This is a genomic window from Acinetobacter sp. LUNF3 (assembly GCF_022699605.1).
Taxonomy (GTDB): Bacteria; Pseudomonadota; Gammaproteobacteria; order Pseudomonadales; family Moraxellaceae; genus Acinetobacter; species Acinetobacter johnsonii.
On the sequence record NZ_CP093968.1, the window covers coordinates 326,119 to 346,984 of the forward strand.

Genomic DNA, 20,866 nt, shown 5'->3' on the forward strand with positions numbered 1-20,866 from the left:
ATCGGCTCGATTTTTGTTTGCTTGGTGGAAAATCCATCAAATTAAAATAAAGAAAAGAATCAAACGCTTACCAATATTTTTCAAATTTAAAAATATTGGTAAGCGTTTCAATACCACTGAAAATTGCAGCATTTGTAAAAAGTGGTGGCCATATCGGCCTGCGTAATTCCTTCTGAGCCCGTTCTGCAGGCGGGCTCGGTTTACTTTCCGAGGACTCCAGATGGCATACTCATATACCGAAAAGAAACGGATCCGTAAGAATTTTGGTAAATTGCCTAGTGTTATGGATGCTCCGTACTTGCTCGCGATTCAAGTCGACTCGTACAGAACATTTTTACAAGATGGCAAATCACCAAAAAACCGCGAAGATATCGGTCTGCAAGCCGCGTTTCGTTCAGTTTTTCCTATAGAAAGTTATTCTGGCAATGCTGCTTTAGAATTTGTTGAGTATAGTCTTGGTAAGCCTGAGTTTGATGTACGCGAATGTATTCTTCGTGGCTCAACTTATGCAGCACCAATGCGCGTAAAAATTCGTTTGATCTTAAAAGATCGCGAAACTAAATCAATTAAAGACGTGCGCGAGCAAGAAGTGTACATGGGTGAAATGCCACTCATGACCGATAACGGTACATTCGTTATTAATGGTACTGAGCGTGTAATCGTATCTCAATTACACCGTTCACCGGGCGTGTTCTTTGACCACGATAAAGGCAAAACTCACTCTAGTGGTAAAGTGCTTTATTCTGCGCGTATTATTCCTTACCGTGGTTCATGGTTAGACTTCGAATTTGACGCAAAAGACCTTGTATTTGTGCGTATTGACCGTCGTCGCAAATTACTCGCGACTGTGGTTCTTCGTGCTTTGGGTTATAACAATGCGCAAATCTTAGACTTGTTCTATGAAAAAGTGCCTGTATACCTAGACATGGGTAGCTACCAGATTGACCTTGTTCCAGAACGCTTGCGTGGCGAAATGGCACAATTTGACATCGTAGACAATGATGGCAAAACCATTGTGGAGCAAGGCAAGCGTATCAATGCGCGTCATGTGCGTCAAATGGAAGCTGCTGGCCTAGAAAAGCTTTCTGTGCCTGATGAGTACTTATACGAGCGTATTACTGCAGAAGACATCCCTCTTAAAGATGGTGATGTGATTGCAGCAAATACCTTACTCAGCCATGAAGTGATGGTGAAATTGGCTGAAGGTGGTGTTAAACAATTTAACATTCTATTCACCAATGACATCGACCGTGGTTCATTCGTTGCAGATACTTTACGTGCCGACACCACGACAGGCCGTGAAGAAGCATTGGTAGAAATCTACAAAGTAATGCGTCCAGGTGAGCCACCAACGAAAGAAGCGGCTGAAAACTTATTCAATAACTTGTTCTTCTCTTCAGAGCGTTATGACCTCTCTCCAGTGGGTCGTATGAAGTTCAACCGTCGTTTGGGTCGTCCTTACGAAGTGGGTACCGATCAGAAGTCTCGTGAAGTTGAAGGCATTTTGTCGAACGAAGATATCACTGATGTACTCAAAACATTGGTTGAAATCCGTAACGGTAAAGGTGAAGTCGATGATATCGACCACTTGGGTAACCGTCGCGTGCGTTCAGTAGGTGAAATGACTGAAAACCAATTCCGTGTTGGTCTAGTTCGTGTAGAACGTGCTGTTAAAGAACGTTTAAGCCAAGCTGAAACAGATAACTTGTCTCCGCAAGATTTGATCAATGCGAAACCAGTGGCTGCTGCAATCAAAGAGTTCTTTGGTTCAAGCCAATTATCTCAGTTCATGGACCAAAACAACCCATTGTCTGAGATTACGCACAAACGTCGTGTATCGGCGCTTGGTCCTGGTGGTTTGACACGTGAGCGTGCGGGCTTTGAGGTACGTGACGTACACCAAACTCACTATGGCCGTGTATGTCCAATTGAAACGCCTGAAGGTCCAAACATTGGTTTGATCAACTCGCTTTCTGTTTATGCGAAATGTAACAATTTCGGTTTCTTAGAAACTCCATACCGTAAAGTGGTTGATGGTCGTGTAACGGATGAAGTGGAGTATTTATCTGCCATTGAAGAAGTAGGTACTGTGATTGCACAGGCCGATTCTGGCGTAGATAAAGACGGTAACTTAACAGAAGAATTTGTTTCTGTACGTCACCAAGGTGATTTCGTACGTATGCCGCCTGAAAAAGTGACGCATATGGACGTTTCTGCACAGCAGGTTGTTTCTGTTGCTGCATCACTCATTCCATTCCTTGAACACGATGACGCCAACCGTGCATTGATGGGTTCAAACATGCAGCGTCAAGCTGTGCCTACATTGATTGCTGACAAACCGCTTGTAGGTACAGGCATGGAAGCAAATGTAGCGCATGACTCTGGTGTGTGTGTGATTGCGGGTCGTGGTGGTCGTATCGAGTTTGTCGATGCTTCACGTGTCGTGATTCGTGTCAACGAAGACGAAATGGTTGCAGGCGAGGCAGGTGTAGATATCTATAACCTAATCAAATATACACGTTCGAACCAAAACACTTGTATTAACCAAAAAGTTCTTGTGAAACTTGGTGATAAAGTCGGTCGTGGCGATGTATTGGCTGACGGTCCATCAACAGATGGCGGTGAGCTTGCACTCGGTCAAAACATGCGCGTTGCGTTCATGACGTGGAATGGTTACAACTATGAAGACTCGATCTTACTTTCAGAGCGCGTACTTCAAGAAGACCGTTTAACGTCAATTCACATTCAAGAATTGTCGTGTGTTGCTCGTGATACGAAGTTAGGCGCAGAAGAAATTACTGCGGATATTCCTAACGTAGGTGAAGCTGCACTGTCTAAGCTTGATGAATCAGGTATCGTATATATCGGTGCTGAAGTGACTGCGGGCGATATCCTTGTAGGTAAAGTAACGCCTAAAGGTGAAACGCAGTTAACACCAGAAGAAAAATTGCTTCGTGCAATCTTTGGTGAAAAAGCAGCTGACGTAAAAGACTCATCTTTACGTGTTCCATCAGGTACCAAAGGTACAGTGATTGACGTTCAAGTGTTTACACGCGATGGTCTTGAAAAAGACGAACGTGCGCAAGCAATTGAAAAAGCTCAGCTTGATTCATACCGTAAAGACTTGAAAGAAGAATACAAAATCTTCGAAGAAGCAGCACGTGAACGTATTGTTCGTTTGTTGACAGGTCAAGAGTCTAACGGTGGTGGTACAACTAAGCGTGGCGATAAGCTTTCTGCAGACGTATTGTCTGGTTTAGAGTTGGTTGATTTACTTGAAATCCAACCGACTGATGAAGCTATTGCAGAGCGTTTAACTCAAATTCAAGTGTTCTTGAAAGAGAAGAGCTTCGAAATTGATGAGAAATTTGCAGAGAAAAAACGCAAACTTTCTACAGGTGATGAATTAACAACAGGTGTATTGAAAGTTGTTAAGGTTTACTTGGCTGTTAAACGTCGCATCCAACCGGGTGATAAGATGGCGGGTCGTCACGGTAACAAGGGTGTTGTTTCTAACATCTTACCTGTTGAAGACATGCCACACGATGCCAATGGTGTTCCAGTCGACATCGTATTGAACCCACTGGGTGTACCGTCACGTATGAACGTGGGCCAGATTCTAGAGACTCACTTAGGTATGGCAGCGAAAGGTCTTGGCGAAGAAATCGACAAGATGTTAAAAGCGCAACGTACTGTACTTGAGCTTCGTGGATTCTTAGACAAGATTTATAACAAAGTTGGTGGCGAGCAAGAAGATCTTGATAGCTTAACTGATGATGAAATTTTGGTGCTTTCAGGTAACTTGCGTGCGGGTGTTCCACTTGCAACGCCAGTATTCGATGGTGCTGAAGAATCACAAATTAAAGACTTGTTAGAGCTTGCGAACATTTCACGTACTGGTCAAACAGTATTGTATGATGGTCGTACAGGTGAGCAGTTTGACCGTCCTGTAACTGTAGGTTACATGTACATGTTGAAACTGAACCACTTGGTAGACGACAAGATGCACGCGCGTTCTACTGGTTCTTACTCATTAGTAACTCAACAGCCGCTTGGTGGTAAAGCACAATTCGGTGGTCAGCGTTTCGGTGAGATGGAAGTCTGGGCGCTTGAAGCATATGGCGCAGCTTACACGCTTCAAGAAATGCTTACTGTTAAGTCGGATGACGTTGAAGGTCGTACCCGTATCTATAAGAACATTGTAGATGGTAACCATTATATGGACCCAGGTATGCCTGAATCGTTCAACGTATTGACCAAAGAGATCCGTTCTTTAGGTATCAACATTGAACTGAAAAATGGTGACTAAGTTTCTCCATTGAATCTCCCCAGCCTCTCTTGTTCAAAGAGAGGCTTCCTCGAAAGGGAAGCGGGGAGATTTCTCAGTTAAAAAACAATATTTGTGACCCAGTTGTGTAGTGAAAGTCTCCACAACACACGGAGAAAAAAATTGAAAGACTTGCTCGATATCATGCGCAAAAAGACGGATTCAGACGGTCATGCTCCAGTTGAGTTTGATCGCATCCGTATTGGTCTTGCGTCACCAGAAATGATTAAGTCATGGTCTCATGGTGAAGTTAAAAAGCCTGAAACCATTAACTATCGTACGTTCAAACCAGAACGTGATGGTTTATTCTGTGCCAAAATTTTTGGTCCAGTCAAAGATTACGAATGCTTGTGTGGTAAATACAAGCGTATGAAATACAAAGGCGTCATTTGTGAAAAATGTGGCGTTGAAGTAACAACTGCGAAAGTTCGTCGTGAGCGTATGGGTCACATCGAGCTGGCGTCTCCAGTTGCACATATTTGGTTCTTAAAATCACTTCCGAGCCGTATCGGTCTATTATTAGACATGACTTTACGTGATATCGAACGTGTATTGTATTTCGAATCTTACGTAGTAACTGACCCAGGTATGACTCCATTTGAGAAATACCAACTTCTTAATGATGAAGAATACTTCAACGCTTTAGAAGAACACGGTGATGAATTCACTGCGAAAATGGGTGCAGAAGCTGTTCAAGACTTGTTAAAAGACATCGATCTTGAAAACGAAATTTCACGTTTACGTGAAGAAATTCCAAATACAACGTCTGAGACTAAGCTTAAAAAAGCGTCTAAGCGTTTGAAGTTGATGGAAGCGTTTAAAGAGTCGAACAACAAGCCAGAATGGATGGTGATGAATGTACTTCCAGTACTTCCACCAGATCTTCGTCCGTTAGTACCACTTGAAGGTGGTCGTTTCGCGACTTCTGATTTGAACGACCTTTACCGTCGTGTGATCAACCGTAACAACCGTTTAAAGCGTCTTCTTGACCTTGCAGCGCCAGACATTATCGTACGTAACGAAAAACGTATGTTACAAGAGTCTGTAGATGCATTGTTAGACAACGGTCGTCGTGGTCGTGCAATCACGGGTTCGAACAAGCGTCCATTGAAATCTTTGGCTGACATGATCAAAGGTAAGCAAGGTCGTTTCCGTCAAAACTTACTTGGTAAGCGTGTTGACTATTCGGGTCGTTCGGTAATTACTGTAGGTCCTACTTTACGTCTGCACCAATGTGGTCTTCCGAAGAAAATGGCACTTGAATTATTCAAGCCATTCATTTTCGCGAAACTACAAGCATCTGGCCAAGCAACAACCATTAAAGCTGCGAAGAAAATGGTTGAGCGCGAAACTCCAGAAGTTTGGGACGTTCTTGCTCACGTGATTCGTCAACACCCAGTGATGTTGAACCGTGCGCCTACACTTCACCGTTTGGGTCTTCAAGCATTTGAACCGATCCTGATTGAAGGTAAAGCGATCCGTCTTCACCCACTCGTTTGTGCTGCGTTTAACGCCGACTTCGACGGTGACCAAATGGCGGTACACGTACCATTAACACTTGAAGCGCAGTTAGAAGCGCGTGCGTTAATGATGTCGACCAACAACATTTTGTCTCCAGCGAACGGTGAGCCAATCATCGTACCGTCTCAGGACGTTGTCTTAGGCTTGTATTACATCACTCGTGATGCGATCAATGCCAAAGGTGAAGGCATGGTGTTTGCAGATACTCACGAAGTTAACCGTGCACTTGCAACAGGTCAGGTAAATTTACACGCTCGCGTAAAAGCACGTGTACACCAGACTGTGATTGATGAAAATGGTAACCGTGAACAGCAAACCATTGTTGTGGATACCACACCAGGTCGCTGCTTACTTTGGGAAGTTGTGCCAGAAGGTATGGATTTCCAACAAATCAACGTTGAGATGACCAAGAAAAACATCTCTAAGTTGATTAACTCTTGCTACCGTAAATTAGGTCTTAAAGATACCGTGATCTTTGCTGACCAATTGATGTACTTAGGTTTCCGTCAAGCGACACGTTCAGGCGTATCGGTCGGTATGGAAGACATGGTGATTCCACCTGCGAAGTACTCAATTATTGAAAAAGCAGAAGTTGAAGTTCGTGAAATTGAGCAACAGTTCGAACAAGGTTTCGTAACTGCGGGCGAACGTTACAACAAAGTTGTCGATATTTGGGCACGTACCAACGACCAAGTAGCGAAAGCGATGATGGACAACTTGTCTTTTACCACTGTTAAAAACAAACAGGGTGAAGATGAGAAGCAAAAATCATTCAACTCGATCTATATGATGTCTGACTCAGGTGCCCGTGGTTCGGCAGCTCAGATTCGTCAGTTAGCGGGTATGCGTGGTTTGATGGCGAAACCAGATGGTTCGATCATTGAAACTCCAATTAAAGCGAACTTCCGTGAAGGTTTGACAGTACTTCAGTACTTCATTTCAACACACGGTGCGCGTAAAGGTTTGGCCGATACAGCACTGAAAACAGCAAACTCTGGTTACTTGACACGTCGTCTTGTAGACGTAGCGCAAGACTTGGTTATTACTGAGCCTGACTGTGGTACTTTGGGCGGTCTTGTAATGACTCCGTTCATTCAAGGCGGTGACGTGATCGAGAACTTAGGTACTCGAGTACTGGGCCGTGTTGTTGCTGAAGATGTGAAAAAAGCAGGTTCTGACGACGTTATCCTGCCTCGTAACACTTTGATTGATGAGAAACTTGCAAACTTCCTAGAAGAGCAAGGTGTCGATGAAGTTAAAGTACGTTCAGTGGTTGCGTGTGAATCTACATTCGGCGTATGTGCGAAATGTTATGGTCGTGACCTTGCGCGTGGTCATCAGGTGAACCCTGGTGAGTCTGTGGGTGTTATGGCTGCACAATCGATTGGTGAGCCGGGTACACAGTTAACAATGCGTACCTTCCACGTAGGTGGTGCTGCAAGCCGAACGTCTGCTGCAAACAGCGTACAAGTACGTAACAAAGGTACTGTGCGTTTCCACAATGTGAAAACAGTACAACATGCCAAAGGTCACTTGGTATCGACTTCTCGTTCAGGCGAAATCGGTATTGCGGATGATTTAGGTCGTGAGCGTGAGCGTTATAAACTGCCATATGGTGCGTCTATCTTGTTGAAAGATGGCGAAGCTGTAGAAGCTGGCGGTATCGTGGCGACTTGGGATCCGCACACACACCCACTTGTAACAGAAGTTGCAGGTAAAGTACGTTTCAGCCAAATCGCTGATGGCGTAACTGTTACCTCTAAAACTGATGATGCAACGGGTATGACGACGATTGAAATCTTACCTGTGACTGCACGTCCTGCGTCTGGTAAAGATTTACGTCCTGCGGTTGTTCTTGATACGACGGATGGTGGTGAGCAGTTCTACTTCCTACCACAAAACACGATTCTTTCTGTCCGTGATGGCGAAACAATTGGTGTGGGTGACGTTATTGGTCGTGTACCTCAAGAAACTTCACGTACGCGTGACATTACCGGTGGTCTACCGCGTGTAGCTGACTTGTTCGAAGCGCGTAAACCGAAAGAGCATGCAATTCTTGCTGAAATTTCAGGTGTTGTGAGCTTTGGTAAAGAGACTAAAGGTAAGAACCGTTTAGTGATTACTCCAGATGATGGTTCTGAGATTTACGAAGAACTGATTCCAAAATGGCGTACCATGAACGTGTTCGAAGGCGAACATGTGAACCGTGGTGAGACTGTTTCTGATGGTCCACAGAACCCACATGACATCTTACGCTTGAAAGGCGAAGTTGCGCTGACTAACTACATCGTGAACGAAGTTCAAGACGTCTACCGTCTGCAAGGTGTAAAAATCAACGACAAGCACATTGAAGTGATCGTACGTCAAATGTTGCGTAAAGTTGATATCACTGATGGCGGTGATACAAGCTTCATCAAAGGCGAGCAAGTGGATTACATCCGCGTGATGCAAGAGAACCAAGCTGTTCTTGCGCAAAACAAGTTCCCTGCGAAGTTTGAACGTCAATTGATGGGTATTACCAAAGCGTCGCTTTCTACTGACTCGTTCATCTCTGCTGCATCGTTCCAGGAAACCACTCGTGTGTTGACTGAAGCGGCTGTAACAGGTAAAGAAGATGATTTACGTGGCTTGAAAGAGAACGTAGTTGTAGGTCGTTTGATTCCTGCAGGTACGGGTCTTGCGTATCACTTAGAGCGTCGTCGTCAAGAAGCTGAAGCTGCAGAGCATGAGCTTGTAAATGACTTCTCTGATGTGGATCAAGCATTAAGCCAAGCATTTAGCGATGAGTTTAACGGTCTATAATTAGCCCTTTAAATGCATGAAAAAGCCACCTTCGGGTGGCTTTTTTTATATACTTGAAAAATAATATTTAATTTTTTTGGGGGATATAGTGAATTTAGAAAAAGAACTAGAAGATTTAGAGATCGAAAGTATAAAAATAAGTGCTTTGGATAAGCATTATGAAGATTTTAATCGAGGATTAGAGGCATATGATAATGGGGATCATGAGCAAGCTATTTTATGTTTTAAACAAATTACTACAGAAATTGATAGTGAATTGTATGCAAAAGCACAGTTAGTATTAGGAATTATTTATGCTGAGAAAGACCACAATAAAGGTGCTATTGAATGCTGGAAGCAAGTACCAGAAAGTGAGATGGATATATATGCACAAACTCAATTTAATTTAGGGATTATTTACCAAAAGTTAGGAAGTTATGAAAAAGCAATAGAACACTGGAAACAAGTTCCAAAGACGAAAAGTGCTTTGTATGCAAATGCTATTTTTAATATAGGTATTGTATATCGAGAACAAGGAGATTTTGAGAAGGCAATAGAGTTTTGGAGACAAGTACCTGACAATGAAGTTCAGACTTATGCCCAAGCCCAATTTAATTTAGGACTTGCTTATCAAAAGTTAGATGATTGTGGCTTTGTTGCATAAATATGTAAGCATCTGATTTAAATTAAATTTAATTTTGGATCAAAAAATAATCAAAACTTTTAAAATCATATAGTTATGAAATCTTTGTGCAACAAAGCCGTGAAAAAATGGTTTTTGAATACTTATGTTCTCGCGGCCAAATAATTCGAAAAGGTAAAGAGGCAGTCAAAGTCAAAATTTCACAAAAACCATTTCGTTGATTCAGCCACCTTCGGGGGGCTTTTTTTGTCCTTTTGTTACAGAAGTGGATTTAAGCTTTTATAAATTTCACATTTTTCCTATATTAAAAATATAAGTACACAAATCTCCTTACTTCATTAACGATTAAAAAATAGAGGTGGTTCCACATGAAATTGACATCAAAACTATTGGGCTTAAGCATCTTCGCATTTGTGAGCCAAACGATGGCAGCGCCGATGCCGAATACCATCACCGTGGAGGATAAGGCGGTTGTACCGATTGTCAAAACACAGATTATTCGCAGTGTCGCGGGTCAAGACCCTGTGCGGACGACCGAAGCGACTATTTTTGAAGTGAAAAATGGCGGTAAAGATATTGTGGCGCGTGAAGTGGTTCTCGAAGAAAATGCCAGCCAATTTTCAGATAAAAAAATGTCGGCACCGATTGTGCAAAAGGGTAGCGTGATTGTTCCGACATCCAAAGTTGAAGTGAAATCGACCTTGAGTCAAGGTGGTGTTGTCCTTGCAGAAGGTAAGCAAGTTGATGCACAAGGGGTTGAGTTTAAGAAAGGGCAGCAACCTGTACGTAAGGAGCTGAAACTGGATCAAGTGAAAGATCCGAATAGTCAAGAAAGTGTGACGCGTGCGGTGCTCCAAGAAAATGGCACCACCACCAAAGATGTGGTTGTGGTGAAAGAGCCTGAATAAGCTTGAGTTGAATACGGTAAGAAGCCCTCTCAGGAGGGCTTCTTATTTACAAATTTTCAGCAATAGCACCTGTAACCGTAACATTTCACGGGTTTTAAGTTCATACTGATCTTTTATGCTGTAAGAAATAGCCAATAAGGACAAATCTCATGAAAAAGTATATGAGCATTATTGCAGTGGCATCTTTTTCGACGATGCTGTTGGCAGGTTGTGAGAATATGAGTGCTTCCGAGCAACGTATTGGGACAGCGGCTTTAGGCGGTGCAGTAGGTGGTGCTGCGGGGAATAGCCTCGGTGGCGGTGTAGGTGCAGCCATTGGTGGCGGTGCTGGTGCAGCTGTGGGCAGTAAAGCTCAAGGTGGCTCAAACCGTAGTGCAACCTACAGTGGTGTTGGCGGTGCGATTGGTTCAGCAGTGGGTAAAAGCGTGTTTGGTGGTAATACCGGCGCAGCCATTGGTGGTGCCATCGGCGGTGGTGCAGGCGCTGCAATTGAAGAACGTAAATAATGTTTTAAGTTCAGATTTTCAAAAAGCACTTCATGAAAGTGCTTTTTTTATAGCTGTGCCGGTTTAGGTTTTTTACGACGGATATATAAAGTCTTTTCCACTTCGGCAATTCGAATGCCAGCTTCATCATAAATATTTAAGGTATAAATACGATGTACGGGGGCATAGTTGTCGGCCAGTTGTTTCACGGTCGCGATTTCTTGGGCATCGAGGTGAAAGTCTGCATAGACTGTACTGCGCCCTGGGCTGAGAAATTGGATAGAGGCTGCTTTGTCCCAAACAATATACTTATTACCTAAGTGGTGCATCAGCAGGGTCATATAAAAAGGGTCGACCATCGCATATAAGCTCCCGCCAAAATGTACGCCGACAATATTTCGGTTTTGTTGAGTGAGGGGCATTTTGACGCGAATATGGTAGTGTTTAAGGTCAAATTTTTCAATTTGAATCCCTGCACCTTTAAAGGGAGCAAAATGATTGAGAAAGTATTTCGCGACAATCGGCTGTGTCACAAGTTTTTTAAAATGCTCATTTCGGTCAATGGTATCTGATGAACTTCTATCCATACTAGAGAAGATCAAATCAATTGGTATTGATCGTTTTGCCAGTAAAGTATAAAAAATAGTCAATAACAATAAGGAGCTGAATATGGAGCAGCAAAGTTACTGGGTACAAACTACAGATCAGCAAAGACTTTATGTGAAAACATGGGGCAATGCGAACAATCCTGTGCTGGTCTTGGTGCATGGCTATCCAGATAATCAAGAGGTCTGGGAGCCTGTGATTGGGAATCTGGTGCAAGATTATTATATTGTGACCTATGACGTTCGCGGTGCAGGGATGTCGAGTGTGCCGCGTCGTACACGGGCCTATGCCTTGCCTCAGCTATCACTAGATTTGGAAAGTGTGGTGAATAGTGTGATTCCGCAGCTTAGCTTTCATCTAGTTGCGCATGACTGGGGAGCGATTCAGTCATGGGAGTCCGCGACTGAGCCAAAATTTAGAGAGCGTATGCTGTCATTTACCACCATTTCAGGCCCATGCTTAGACCATGCCGCATTTTGGATGCGTGAACAGTTCGTACAACACAAGCCTCAATTTTTTAAGCAGTTAACGAAGTCTTGGTACATTGCGGCCTTTCAGCTGCCTTTTTTAGCACCGACAGTATGGCAGTTTTTTAGTCCTAAGCAATGGAGCAAAGTTTTATCGCGTTTAGAAGGACGCTCAGACTTACCGCTGAATCATCACATTGTTGCCGATGGTAAATACGGGGTTGCGCTCTACCGCGCGAACTTTATCCAACGCCTGACGAAACCTCGGGAACGCTTTGCAATTTGTCCCGTACAAGCGATTGTGTTGGAGCAGGATCAGTTTGTGAGTCCAGCGTTAATCGATGAAATGCCGAAGTGGGTCGAGAATTTTCAACGGGTGAATGTAAATGCCAACCACTGGGCAATCTTGAGCCAGCCAGAGGTAATTGCTAAAGAAATCAAAAGGTTTGTTCAAAACTGGCGTTGTGTTGAAGCCAGCTGAAATGATCTGTGAAAGAGAAAGGCGCTAGCGACCTGTAAGGGCAGAATTTTTTGGTTATTTTCTGATAAAATGCGCCTTTCTTCCAAGTCACTCTTTTCACTATGTTCGCAATTCTTGCCGCTATTGGGGTCATGTTTGGACTTTCATTAGCTCGTGTGCCTGTAGTATTTGCATTAATTATTGGTGCTGTCACAGGCGGTTTATTGGCTGGTTTAGGGCTACACGGTACCCTCGAAGCATTTAATAATGGGCTTGGGGGCGGCGCAAAAATTGCGTTGGCTTACGGGGTCTTAGGTGCATTTGCTTTGGCTTTGGCACGCTCAGGTTTACCTGACTTGTTGGCCTATAAGCTTATTAAAACATTGAAAGGTTCGAGCAATGAAAAGGCACAAAATCGGGTTAAATATCTGATTTTTATAACCGTCGCGTTAGCAGCCATATGTTCACAAAACGTCATTCCTGTGCATATTGCGTTTATTCCAGTCCTGATTCCTCCTTTATTAAGTGTGTTTAACCATCTTCAGTTAGATCGTCGACTAATTGCTTGTGTTCTAACCTTTGGCTTGGTTGCCACTTATATGCTGGTGCCATTTGGATTTGGTGCGATTTTCCTGAATGACATCTTAGGTCAAAATATTAATACTTTCGGGCAACCCTACGGCTTTAAAATCAATTATGCCGATATCCCTTCAGCAATGGCCATTCCTGTTTTTGGCATGTTTGTTGGTTTATTGGTTGCTGTATTCTTTAGTTACCGTAAGAAACGTGTATACGAAGAAGTACATGTGGAACCAGTGCAGCAAAGTATTTCTTCTGAACTTGATATCACGGGTGAGAAGTCTAAGCCTGAAATTTCAAAGTTTACGTTATCTATGGCTCTCATTGCGGTAGTTGCTACGCTTTGGGTACAAATTGCATCAGATTCCATGATTTTAGCTGGTCTGGTTGGTGTTGCGATTTTGAGCTGTGCGGGCATTTTTAAATGGAAAGAAGCAGATGATGTGATTATTAGCGGTATGCGAATGATGGCATTAGTTGGTTTCATTATGATTGCAGCACAAGGTTTTGCATCTGTTATTTCTGCGACCAATCAAGTGCCAGCATTGGTAGAAGCATCAGTGCAATGGATTGGTTCTAGCCAAGGACTCGCTGCATTTTGGATGCTATTGATTGGCTTACTGATTACTTTAGGAATCGGTTCTTCGTTCTCTACCATTCCAATTTTAGCAATTATTTATGTGCCTTTGTGTATCCAGTTTGGTTTCAGTCCAGCGGCAACCATTGCGATTATTGGTACGGCTGCGGCACTTGGTGATGCGGGTTCTCCGGCTTCTGACTCCACTTTGGGACCGACTTCGGGTTTGAATATGGATGGTCAGCATGATCACATGAAAGACAGTGTGATCCCGACTTTTATTCACTTTAATATTCCACTCATGATTTTTGGTTGGATTGCGGCTATGGTGTTGTAATTTACCCTCCAATTATTATAAAAAGGCGATTTTAAATCGCCTTTTTTATTATTTATTCAGATTAAAATAATCGGGTTTATAATGTTAATTCGGATTAAAAAGGTTGGGATTAAAATATATTTATTTTGATTTTTCGTTATTAATTTAAAACCAATTAAAATGGTATATTTAATATTTAAATTAACTAAAAACAATAACTTAAAAATGGTATTTAAAATACATTATTATTATAATTGCATATTAATTACACTCTTGTTTATGATGAGTTAATGTTAATTTTTATATTAATTATTTTACAAACAGAGGTTGTTTGAAATGTTGAAGCAAATTGCTCTAATTACATTAATGGGTCTTTCTGCATCTGCTGCAATGGCAGGTCAATGGCAAGTCAAAGTCGGTGGATCTGCAATTGCGCCAACGCAGGACACGAAAATTGCGAATGGTACATTAACGGTTGAAGCAGATAGCGAACTCGCGTTTACGCCATCGGTTGAATATTTCTTTAATGACAATATTTCTGCAGAGCTGTTATTGGCGACACCAATTAGCCATGACGTGACAGTAAATGGTAGCAATGCTGTAAAACTGAAGCATTTGCCGCCAACAGTGACTGCAAAATACAACTTTAAAAATTCAACAGGTTTCACGCCTTATATTGGTGTCGGTGCAACAGCATTTATTGCTTGGGATGAAGAAACTTCAGGTGTACTCTCAGGAACTAAAGTTAAAGTCAAAGATGACTACGGCTATGCTGCTCAACTTGGTTTTAATTACCAACCTGCTGATGCAAAAAACTGGGGTGTGTTTGTTGATGTTCGTTATGCGGACTTAAACCCAAAAGTTGAAACTGTGGTTGAAAACTTCAAATTAGATATCGATCCAGTGATTTATACCCTCGGTTATAGCTACAAATTTTAATAATCAAAAGTAGCTTTTTAAGAACCTCATCGATGATGGGGTTTTTTTATGCAAAGACTCAAGTTGAATAGTGGTCAACGTTGAAATAAATCACGATGATTCAGTATTAAAAGAAAATCATCTATAGAATGGATAGAAACAGAATAAGAGAGTTATAAAAATGAAATCTATGCTCGGGATCGGTTTAGTCTGTGCTTTGGCGTGGAGCATGCATGCTCAAGCAGCAAGTTTTAATTGTGATAAAGCAAAAACGACGACAGAACATGCGATTTGTGAGTATCGCCAAATCAACGATGCCGATGTGAAAATGGCCACCACCTATACCATCTTAAAACGTCTTGTTCCGATGGGGACACGTGGCTTGATTCAAGATGAGCAAGTGAAGTGGTTGAGTCTCCGTGACCGTTGTGGTACTTCACAACGTTGCCTCATGGATGTGTATAAAATGCGCCAGCAGCAGTTAGAACTACAGCTAGATCGTATTTACCGTCAGGGCCCATTTTAAAAAAAGCAAAAAAACTTGCGATTGCTATTGAAAAACGTATTGCTCACTCCAATTCATTAATCATTCTCTATAAGACTTAATACATTAAGGAGCGATTGATGAGCGAGCAAAACGTACATAAACATAGTTTCCAAGCTGAAGTGGCTCAGCTATTACATTTAGTGACGCACTCACTGTATTCAAATCCTGACATTTTCCTACGTGAATTGATCTCAAATGCATCCGATGCCTGCGATAAATTGCGTTTTGAAGGCATTAATCATCCTGAATATTATGAAAATGACCCGGACTTACATGTGCGCGTCAGCTTTGATGAAGCCAATCAAACACTGACCATTTCAGACAATGGGATTGGTTTAACTGAACAAGAAGCGATTGACCACTTAGGTACGATTGCTAAGTCTGGAACCAAGGACTTTATGTCTAAGCTCACAGGTGACCAAAAATCAGATGCACAACTGATTGGTCAGTTCGGTGTCGGTTTCTACTCGGGCTTTATTGTGGCTGACAAAATTACCGTAGAATCACGCCGTGCAGGTGTGGATGCTGATCAGGCGGTACGTTGGGTCAGTGCGGGCACGGGTGAGTTTGAAGTCGAGCAGATCCACAAAGACAGCCGTGGTACCGATATTATTCTACATTTGCGTGAAGATGCGTTGGACTATTTACAGCCGCATAAAGTGAAGCAAATTATCAATAAATACTCGGATCACATTAGCCTGCCGATTGAGATGCAAAAAGAGGTTTGGCAGCAAGAAGAAGCGGTTGAAGGTGAAGAGCCAAAACCGGGCCAGTATGTGAAAACGGGTGAGTGGGAAGCGATTAACTCAGCCAGCGCCCTGTGGACACGTAATAAAAATGAAGTGACTGAAGAGCAGTACATCGATTTTTATAAGAATCTCAGCCATGATTTTGAAGCCCCACTGGCATGGGCGCATAACCGCGTTGAAGGCAGTACCGAATATACGCAGTTGTTGTATGTACCGAGTAAAGCTGCTGCGAATATCTTTACCCGTGAAGCCAAAGCGGGGATTAAGCTCTATGTAAAACGTGTCTTCATTATGGATGATGCGGATAACTTGATTCCAAACTATTTACGTTTTGTTCAAGGGGTGGTCGATAGTGCCGATTTACCATTGAATGTCAGTCGTGAGTTGTTACAAGAAAGTCGCGATGTGAAAACCATTCGTGAAGGGAATGCACGCCGTGTATTGACCATGCTGGATGCTTTAGCCAAATCGGAAGATGAAAAAGATCAAGACAAGTTTAAAACCTTCTATCGTGAATTTGGTTCAGTGTTAAAAGAAGGTTTGGGCGAAGACTTTGGTAACCGTGAGCGTATTTTAAAACTTTTACGCTTCTCAACTTCAAACAATGATGCGGTGAGCACTTCTTTACAGGACTATAAAGCGCGTATGCCAGAGGGGCAAAAAGCGATTTACTATGTGACTGCAGACAGTCTCAATGCCGCGAAGAACTCGCCACAACTTGAGCTGTTTAAGAAAAAAGGCATTGAAGTCTTACTCATGGCAGACCGTGTTGATGAATGGGCAATGGAATTTGTGCATGAGTTTGATGGCACACCCATGCAAAACGTGGCGAAAGGTGCAGTCGATTTAGGTGATTTACAAGATGCCGAAGAGAAGAAAGCACTTGAGGCAGCCGCAGAGCAGTTTAAACCTGTGGTTGAAAAATTGTCTGATTCATTGAAAGCAAAGACCAAAGAAGTCCGTGTGACCACACGTTTGGTCGATTCACCAGCCTGTTTGGTGACAGGTGAGGGAGAGCTTTCGCCACAATTGATTCGTATGCTGCAACAAGCGGGTCAGGCCGTACCTGAAAGTAAGCCAATTTTGGAAATTAACCCAGAGCATCCATTGGTGAGAAAATTAGAAAATTCGGCACAGTTTGATGACTTGGCCAATGTGATTTTTGACCAAGCGGTGATTGCTGAAGGTGGCTTACCTGATGATCCTGCCGAATATATCAAACGGATTAACAGCTTATTGCTTCAATAAACCATGATATTTTTAAAAAAAGCCTATCTCTAAGATAGGCTTTTTTATGTCATCCAATTGGATGAAGAACCTTAATGTCTTTTGAACGTATTGATTAAATCGGTGGAAAAGAACCTGATGTGAATATCCGTGGATAAGTGAGAACTTATCCACAGTTCAGCCTAAAGATTCATCACGGCCTTAAAATAAGGCTTCAAAACGCACCAAGGCGCTGACATAATGGCTGCGGTCTTCACGGTGATCGTTAAAATAATTTAAATCACCTTGGATATAAAACCATTCTCTTAAGAAGGGTTGACGCCACGAGACAAAAGGCCCCCAACGGTTCAAACGCAAGTCGTCGTTGTTGTAGAAACCGCCAGTGTAAATGCCGTAATTAAAACGATTGCCATGAAAGAATTGGTGTTGTCTAAAGCTATAGTTATCCCAGAGCAGATCATCATCTTGATCGTCGGCATAGGTCAGGCTGAACTGATTGGATAAAAAGGCTTGATTGGGGCGTGCATGGGTCAGCTCTAGGTTGGTACGTAAATAATTTTCACTGTCGATACCATAACGATAAATCTGTTCAGCATAAGCGCGAAAATCATTGTCGAGTTTCCATTCTCTCGATAATTTGATACGCGCGTAAATATCATCCCCTGAACGGACCCCTAGGTCGAAATCAGTTTCAAAAGGAAGGCGATCTGACAGTTGTGACCACCTTAATGCTATTGAACTATTCGCATCACGGGTTTGGCGGCGGTCAAATGTTTTATCGTTATTCGCACTGGGTGGATTTTCATTGGTAATTGCAACATTGTTTTGTAGTTCATTATCTAATGAGTCATCCCCAAATACGACACTGAGTTTATGTTCTAAAGTTGGAAGTTTGACTCGACCCCGAATACGCGGTTTTACATCATATTCATCATGTTTATTCCAGCGGTTATCGACCAAGACCCGTAAGGTGGCTGTAGCCGGTTTTTTAGGATCAGTTTCACCAAACCAATTGTCCATTTTGGCGGCTGTTCGGTCTGCCCAGTTTCGAACTTCTTTTTGCTGGCGGTCGACCCATGTGCGTTCTTCAGTGAGATCAGTCGTGGGCACAATCAGCTCGTCCGATTCTTCAGGTAGAACGGTTGGAAGTGAGTCGATCCACTGTGGAATTTGGTATAAAAGTCCACTACCGTTGGGGGACGATGCGATTTTGTCAATTTCAGCCACATCGTGAGGCGGCACAAAATGTTGTGTGTTGGTGGTATTGCTTTCTGCCCAAGCCACGTTGACGCATGTACCTAAACTTAAGCAGAAAAATAAAGAGATAGATCCCACATGTTGAGTTCTTAGCATGCTTTCGTACTTTATTGTTCTTCGATGTTTTAGTGTTGTAAATTTCACATAAGAACACAAGTAGAAAATACAAAACTCTACAACTTGCTACCAAGTTGTTTTTGAATAGAATCAAATAATTGAAACACAGTGATAGGTTGAGGTAAAGTAGAAATGGTATTTTGAATCAGTTGCCAACTGACGCCGTGCTGTCGGTCTAAGACCAAGCATGGATATGCGATCTCGGAACGTGAGAGTTCAACACGTTTTTGACCATGAATTACTCGAATTTTTTGTCGTTCTTTTAACACTAAAATGGGGGTATTTACGTCTGCGGAGCTTTCTTCAAACTGGATGAATTTACGGCTATTGAGTAGATCGGCCAGAATAAAGGGGTGATAGTCCTCAATATGCCAGACCAGTTTGGCCTGTTGGGTATACAGCTGAAAAATCGAAAACACATCATGCATGTGACCCTGTAGCTGATCCCATTCAATTTCGCGAATGGCTGCGAGTTGATGCTGACAACTCTGGGCAAATTGTTGACTTAGGCGAATGGCTTCCGTGGGACTATCAGCACCGAATAGAGCCAGATATCTAAGAAACCTTCCGTGCTGATTAGTCTGTTCTGCCAAATAGATGGGATAGTCCAAGCAGTGATCGAGTTGGTCGCTGTGGATCAAAAAATCGATATTTTGATTGATCTCAGTGCGCTCTAAAATGTCGAGGCCATAAAACCTAGGATCTAAGTTTGGTTGATGCAGCGCGCGCAATTTCGCTTGATATTGCCCCAGATTGATCTGTGTGGGCAGTATGGGTTGCGCAGCAGTGGCCCATGTTTCTGAATTTTCTGTAGGGCTATCCTGCAAAACAGGGCATGGTGCTTTCACCTCGCTTTCAAGTGGATTTTGCTGATGAGATACAAATGAAATGTCTGTGTCTTGTGGTTCAGCTAAGATCGATCGCTTTTGGATAAAGTCCTGAATGGCAAGCGTTGAAATAGATGCACTTGGCTTGAGTTCAAATCGAATAGGTGTAACGGCCTCAATGATAAATTCATCCTGAGGTGGAGATAGCCCATCACTTAAAAGAGGCAGATTTCTGAGAATCAAATGATTTTCTGCTGATACTTCAGATTGAAGATCTAAATCTGTTTTTACAATATCGACCTGATTTTCAAGTTCCTTATCTTGTTTGATGCTTGCCTCAATAGCATTAATAGAGATCACTTCTTCTACAGTGTTTTGTTTACAAGAGCTGAGTTTAGCTTCTTCAATTTGAGTTGCATTTGGGTTGCTGTCGAATGTGGGGTGTATTTCGGTATTGAAATGAAGTACTGCTTCAGCCTTAGATAAAACTAGACCAGAATCTGGGCTGACTTCGGGGAAGAATGATTCTGACTCTTGGGGCTGTTTAGCCGATGTATCATTTGTAGCAATGCTTAAAAGCTCAATACCCGTGAAAACAAAAGCATTGCTAACCACATTTTCCTGTGCCTGCCCAATAGCAGTTTTTTCATCGAATATTGTTGCAGCAGGGACGATAAGCTGGTCTCGTGCAACTTCTGCAACTTCTGCAACTTCTGCAACTTCTGCAACTTCTGCAACTTCTGCAACTTCTGCAACTTCTGCAACTTCTGCAACTTCTGCAACTTCTGCGGATATTTCTGGTGTGGTAAGAAAATGTGTGTTGTCGGGCTGTTGAGCGCTTTGTGCGTGGCTCAAAAACCATTGGTAAGCGTGTTCAAACTTTATGTGCCATGGGCTGCTATTCAGTGTAGCTGGAGTGCTTTGAAAAGCAATTTGCCAACCTAAACCTGATTTATATAAAACACCCCATGCGAAAGCCGTCTGCTGTTTTAAGGCATCGGTTAAAGCAGACTCATATTGAAACAGTCCAATGTAGGCATGCTGGTAAGGGCTTTGTTGTATCCAGCGTTCAGCCGCAGCTTGAGGTTGCGTCAGTGCCTTATAGGCTTCGAGTTGTTTTTGAAAAATGGGTTCATCACAGAGTGCAAAAATTTCACGGATGCGTTTTTTCGAGCGCGCAATTTCAAAAAAAGACAGAGGTTGATGTTCCAAACCATCAATCAATTGATGCAGTTCTTTGATCAGCAGTGCTTTTTCGATTGCTTTCATGCGCTGAACTCTAAAGTTGTTTTTGTGCTTGTTCCAAGTAGCTTGCCAAAACCATATTGATGGCCAGTTCAAGTAATTTATATTCGGCTGAAGTCGGCTGCGTATACTGCTGTGCAAACGCAATCAATTGATCAAGGTCAATGGCTTGGGGTGTAATACGACCTTGGATAAGGGCTTGTAAATTTTGCATAGGCATGTGCTATTGAGTGCATTTAATTTATTGGTTTTGGAATTCAGTCTTCTTGTTTGATCATAATTATAAAAGAGTAAATAGGCAAAAATTAT

Annotated in this window: 14 protein-coding genes; 10 read left to right on the forward strand and 4 right to left on the reverse strand. The window is 42.6% G+C overall.

Going from position 1 to position 20,866, the window contains the following annotated elements; all coding sequences use genetic code 11:
- Positions 1-220: 220 nt before the first annotated feature.
- The 5 genes from rpoB to MN200_RS01610 all read left to right on the forward strand — a co-directional run bounded on the left by rpoB (position 221) and on the right by MN200_RS01610 (position 10,686).
- The gene (gene rpoB / locus MN200_RS01590; protein WP_010325733.1) at positions 221-4,309 is read left to right on the forward strand and encodes a DNA-directed RNA polymerase subunit beta; all 4,089 of its coding nucleotides are present in this window, start codon (positions 221-223) and stop codon (positions 4,307-4,309) included.
- Positions 4,310-4,450: 141 nt separating this feature from the next.
- Positions 4,451-8,650: a DNA-directed RNA polymerase subunit beta' gene (gene rpoC, locus MN200_RS01595; RefSeq protein WP_010325734.1), complete on the forward strand. Its 4,200-nt coding sequence runs from the start codon at positions 4,451-4,453 to the stop codon at positions 8,648-8,650.
- Positions 8,651-8,738: 88 nt separating this feature from the next.
- On the forward strand, positions 8,739-9,293 hold the full coding sequence (locus MN200_RS01600; protein ID WP_242759956.1) for a tetratricopeptide repeat protein: 555 nt from the start codon (positions 8,739-8,741) through the stop codon (positions 9,291-9,293).
- Positions 9,294-9,640: 347 nt separating this feature from the next.
- Positions 9,641-10,180 carry a hypothetical protein gene (locus MN200_RS01605; RefSeq protein WP_005400975.1) on the forward strand — a complete coding sequence of 180 codons (540 nt, stop codon included), beginning with the start codon at positions 9,641-9,643 and terminating at the stop codon, positions 10,178-10,180.
- 149 nt (positions 10,181-10,329) lie between these two features.
- On the forward strand, positions 10,330-10,686 hold the full coding sequence (locus MN200_RS01610; RefSeq protein ID WP_078425777.1) for a DNA transfer protein p32: 357 nt from the start codon (positions 10,330-10,332) through the stop codon (positions 10,684-10,686).
- A 47-nt stretch (positions 10,687-10,733) separates the two neighbouring features.
- Here the strand turns inward: MN200_RS01610 and MN200_RS01615 are convergent, their stop codons facing one another.
- Entirely contained in the window at positions 10,734-11,252 is a 519-nt protein-coding gene (locus MN200_RS01615) for a DUF4442 domain-containing protein (protein ID WP_242759957.1), read from the reverse strand.
- Between the two features lie 82 nt (positions 11,253-11,334).
- Between MN200_RS01615 and MN200_RS01620 the strand changes: the two genes are divergently transcribed.
- The 5 genes from MN200_RS01620 to htpG all read left to right on the forward strand — a co-directional run bounded on the left by MN200_RS01620 (position 11,335) and on the right by htpG (position 17,132).
- Positions 11,335-12,219, forward strand: a complete 885-nt coding sequence (locus MN200_RS01620) for an alpha/beta fold hydrolase (RefSeq protein ID WP_242759958.1) — start codon at positions 11,335-11,337, stop codon at positions 12,217-12,219.
- 101 nt (positions 12,220-12,320) lie between these two features.
- Positions 12,321-13,691: a Na+/H+ antiporter NhaC family protein gene (locus MN200_RS01625; RefSeq protein ID WP_004978663.1), complete on the forward strand. Its 1,371-nt coding sequence runs from the start codon at positions 12,321-12,323 to the stop codon at positions 13,689-13,691.
- Positions 13,692-14,006: 315 nt separating this feature from the next.
- The gene (locus MN200_RS01630; RefSeq protein ID WP_004978667.1) at positions 14,007-14,609 is read left to right on the forward strand and encodes an OmpW family outer membrane protein; all 603 of its coding nucleotides are present in this window, start codon (positions 14,007-14,009) and stop codon (positions 14,607-14,609) included.
- A gap of 160 nt (positions 14,610-14,769) precedes the next feature.
- Positions 14,770-15,114, forward strand: coding sequence for a lysozyme inhibitor LprI family protein (locus tag MN200_RS01635; protein WP_184117849.1), 345 nt, complete (start codon positions 14,770-14,772; stop codon positions 15,112-15,114).
- Positions 15,115-15,212: 98 nt separating this feature from the next.
- On the forward strand, positions 15,213-17,132 hold the full coding sequence (gene htpG / locus MN200_RS01640; RefSeq protein WP_242759959.1) for a molecular chaperone HtpG: 1,920 nt from the start codon (positions 15,213-15,215) through the stop codon (positions 17,130-17,132).
- A gap of 180 nt (positions 17,133-17,312) precedes the next feature.
- On the opposite strand, the gene MN200_RS01645 is transcribed toward htpG, so the two are convergent.
- The 3 genes from MN200_RS01645 to MN200_RS01655 all read right to left on the reverse strand — a co-directional run bounded on the left by MN200_RS01645 (position 17,313) and on the right by MN200_RS01655 (position 20,771).
- A complete protein-coding gene (locus MN200_RS01645; RefSeq protein WP_242759960.1) occupies positions 17,313-18,464 on the reverse strand; it encodes a hypothetical protein in 1,152 nt (383 codons plus the stop codon).
- A 77-nt stretch (positions 18,465-18,541) separates the two neighbouring features.
- Positions 18,542-20,581, reverse strand: a complete 2,040-nt coding sequence (locus MN200_RS01650; RefSeq protein ID WP_242759961.1) for a hypothetical protein — start codon at positions 20,579-20,581, stop codon at positions 18,542-18,544.
- A gap of 10 nt (positions 20,582-20,591) precedes the next feature.
- Positions 20,592-20,771, reverse strand: a complete 180-nt coding sequence (locus MN200_RS01655; RefSeq protein WP_017397192.1) for a hypothetical protein — start codon at positions 20,769-20,771, stop codon at positions 20,592-20,594.
- Positions 20,772-20,866 lie beyond the last annotated feature (95 nt).

Coding starts and splice junctions, on each gene's coding strand:
- rpoB (WP_010325733.1), top strand. CDS start 221: ATGGCATACTCATATACCGAAAAGAAACGGATCCGTAAGAATTTTGGT.
- MN200_RS01605 (WP_005400975.1), top strand. CDS start 9,641: ATGAAATTGACATCAAAACTATTGGGCTTAAGCATCTTCGCATTTGTG.
- MN200_RS01610 (WP_078425777.1), top strand. CDS start 10,330: ATGAAAAAGTATATGAGCATTATTGCAGTGGCATCTTTTTCGACGATG.
- MN200_RS01615 (WP_242759957.1), bottom strand. CDS start 11,252: ATGGATAGAAGTTCATCAGATACCATTGACCGAAATGAGCATTTTAAA.
- MN200_RS01620 (WP_242759958.1), top strand. CDS start 11,335: ATGGAGCAGCAAAGTTACTGGGTACAAACTACAGATCAGCAAAGACTT.
- MN200_RS01625 (WP_004978663.1), top strand. CDS start 12,321: ATGTTCGCAATTCTTGCCGCTATTGGGGTCATGTTTGGACTTTCATTA.
- MN200_RS01630 (WP_004978667.1), top strand. CDS start 14,007: ATGTTGAAGCAAATTGCTCTAATTACATTAATGGGTCTTTCTGCATCT.
- MN200_RS01635 (WP_184117849.1), top strand. CDS start 14,770: ATGAAATCTATGCTCGGGATCGGTTTAGTCTGTGCTTTGGCGTGGAGC.
- htpG (WP_242759959.1), top strand. CDS start 15,213: ATGAGCGAGCAAAACGTACATAAACATAGTTTCCAAGCTGAAGTGGCT.
- MN200_RS01645 (WP_242759960.1), bottom strand. CDS start 18,464: ATGCTAAGAACTCAACATGTGGGATCTATCTCTTTATTTTTCTGCTTA.
- MN200_RS01650 (WP_242759961.1), bottom strand. CDS start 20,581: ATGAAAGCAATCGAAAAAGCACTGCTGATCAAAGAACTGCATCAATTG.
- MN200_RS01655 (WP_017397192.1), bottom strand. CDS start 20,771: ATGCAAAATTTACAAGCCCTTATCCAAGGTCGTATTACACCCCAAGCC.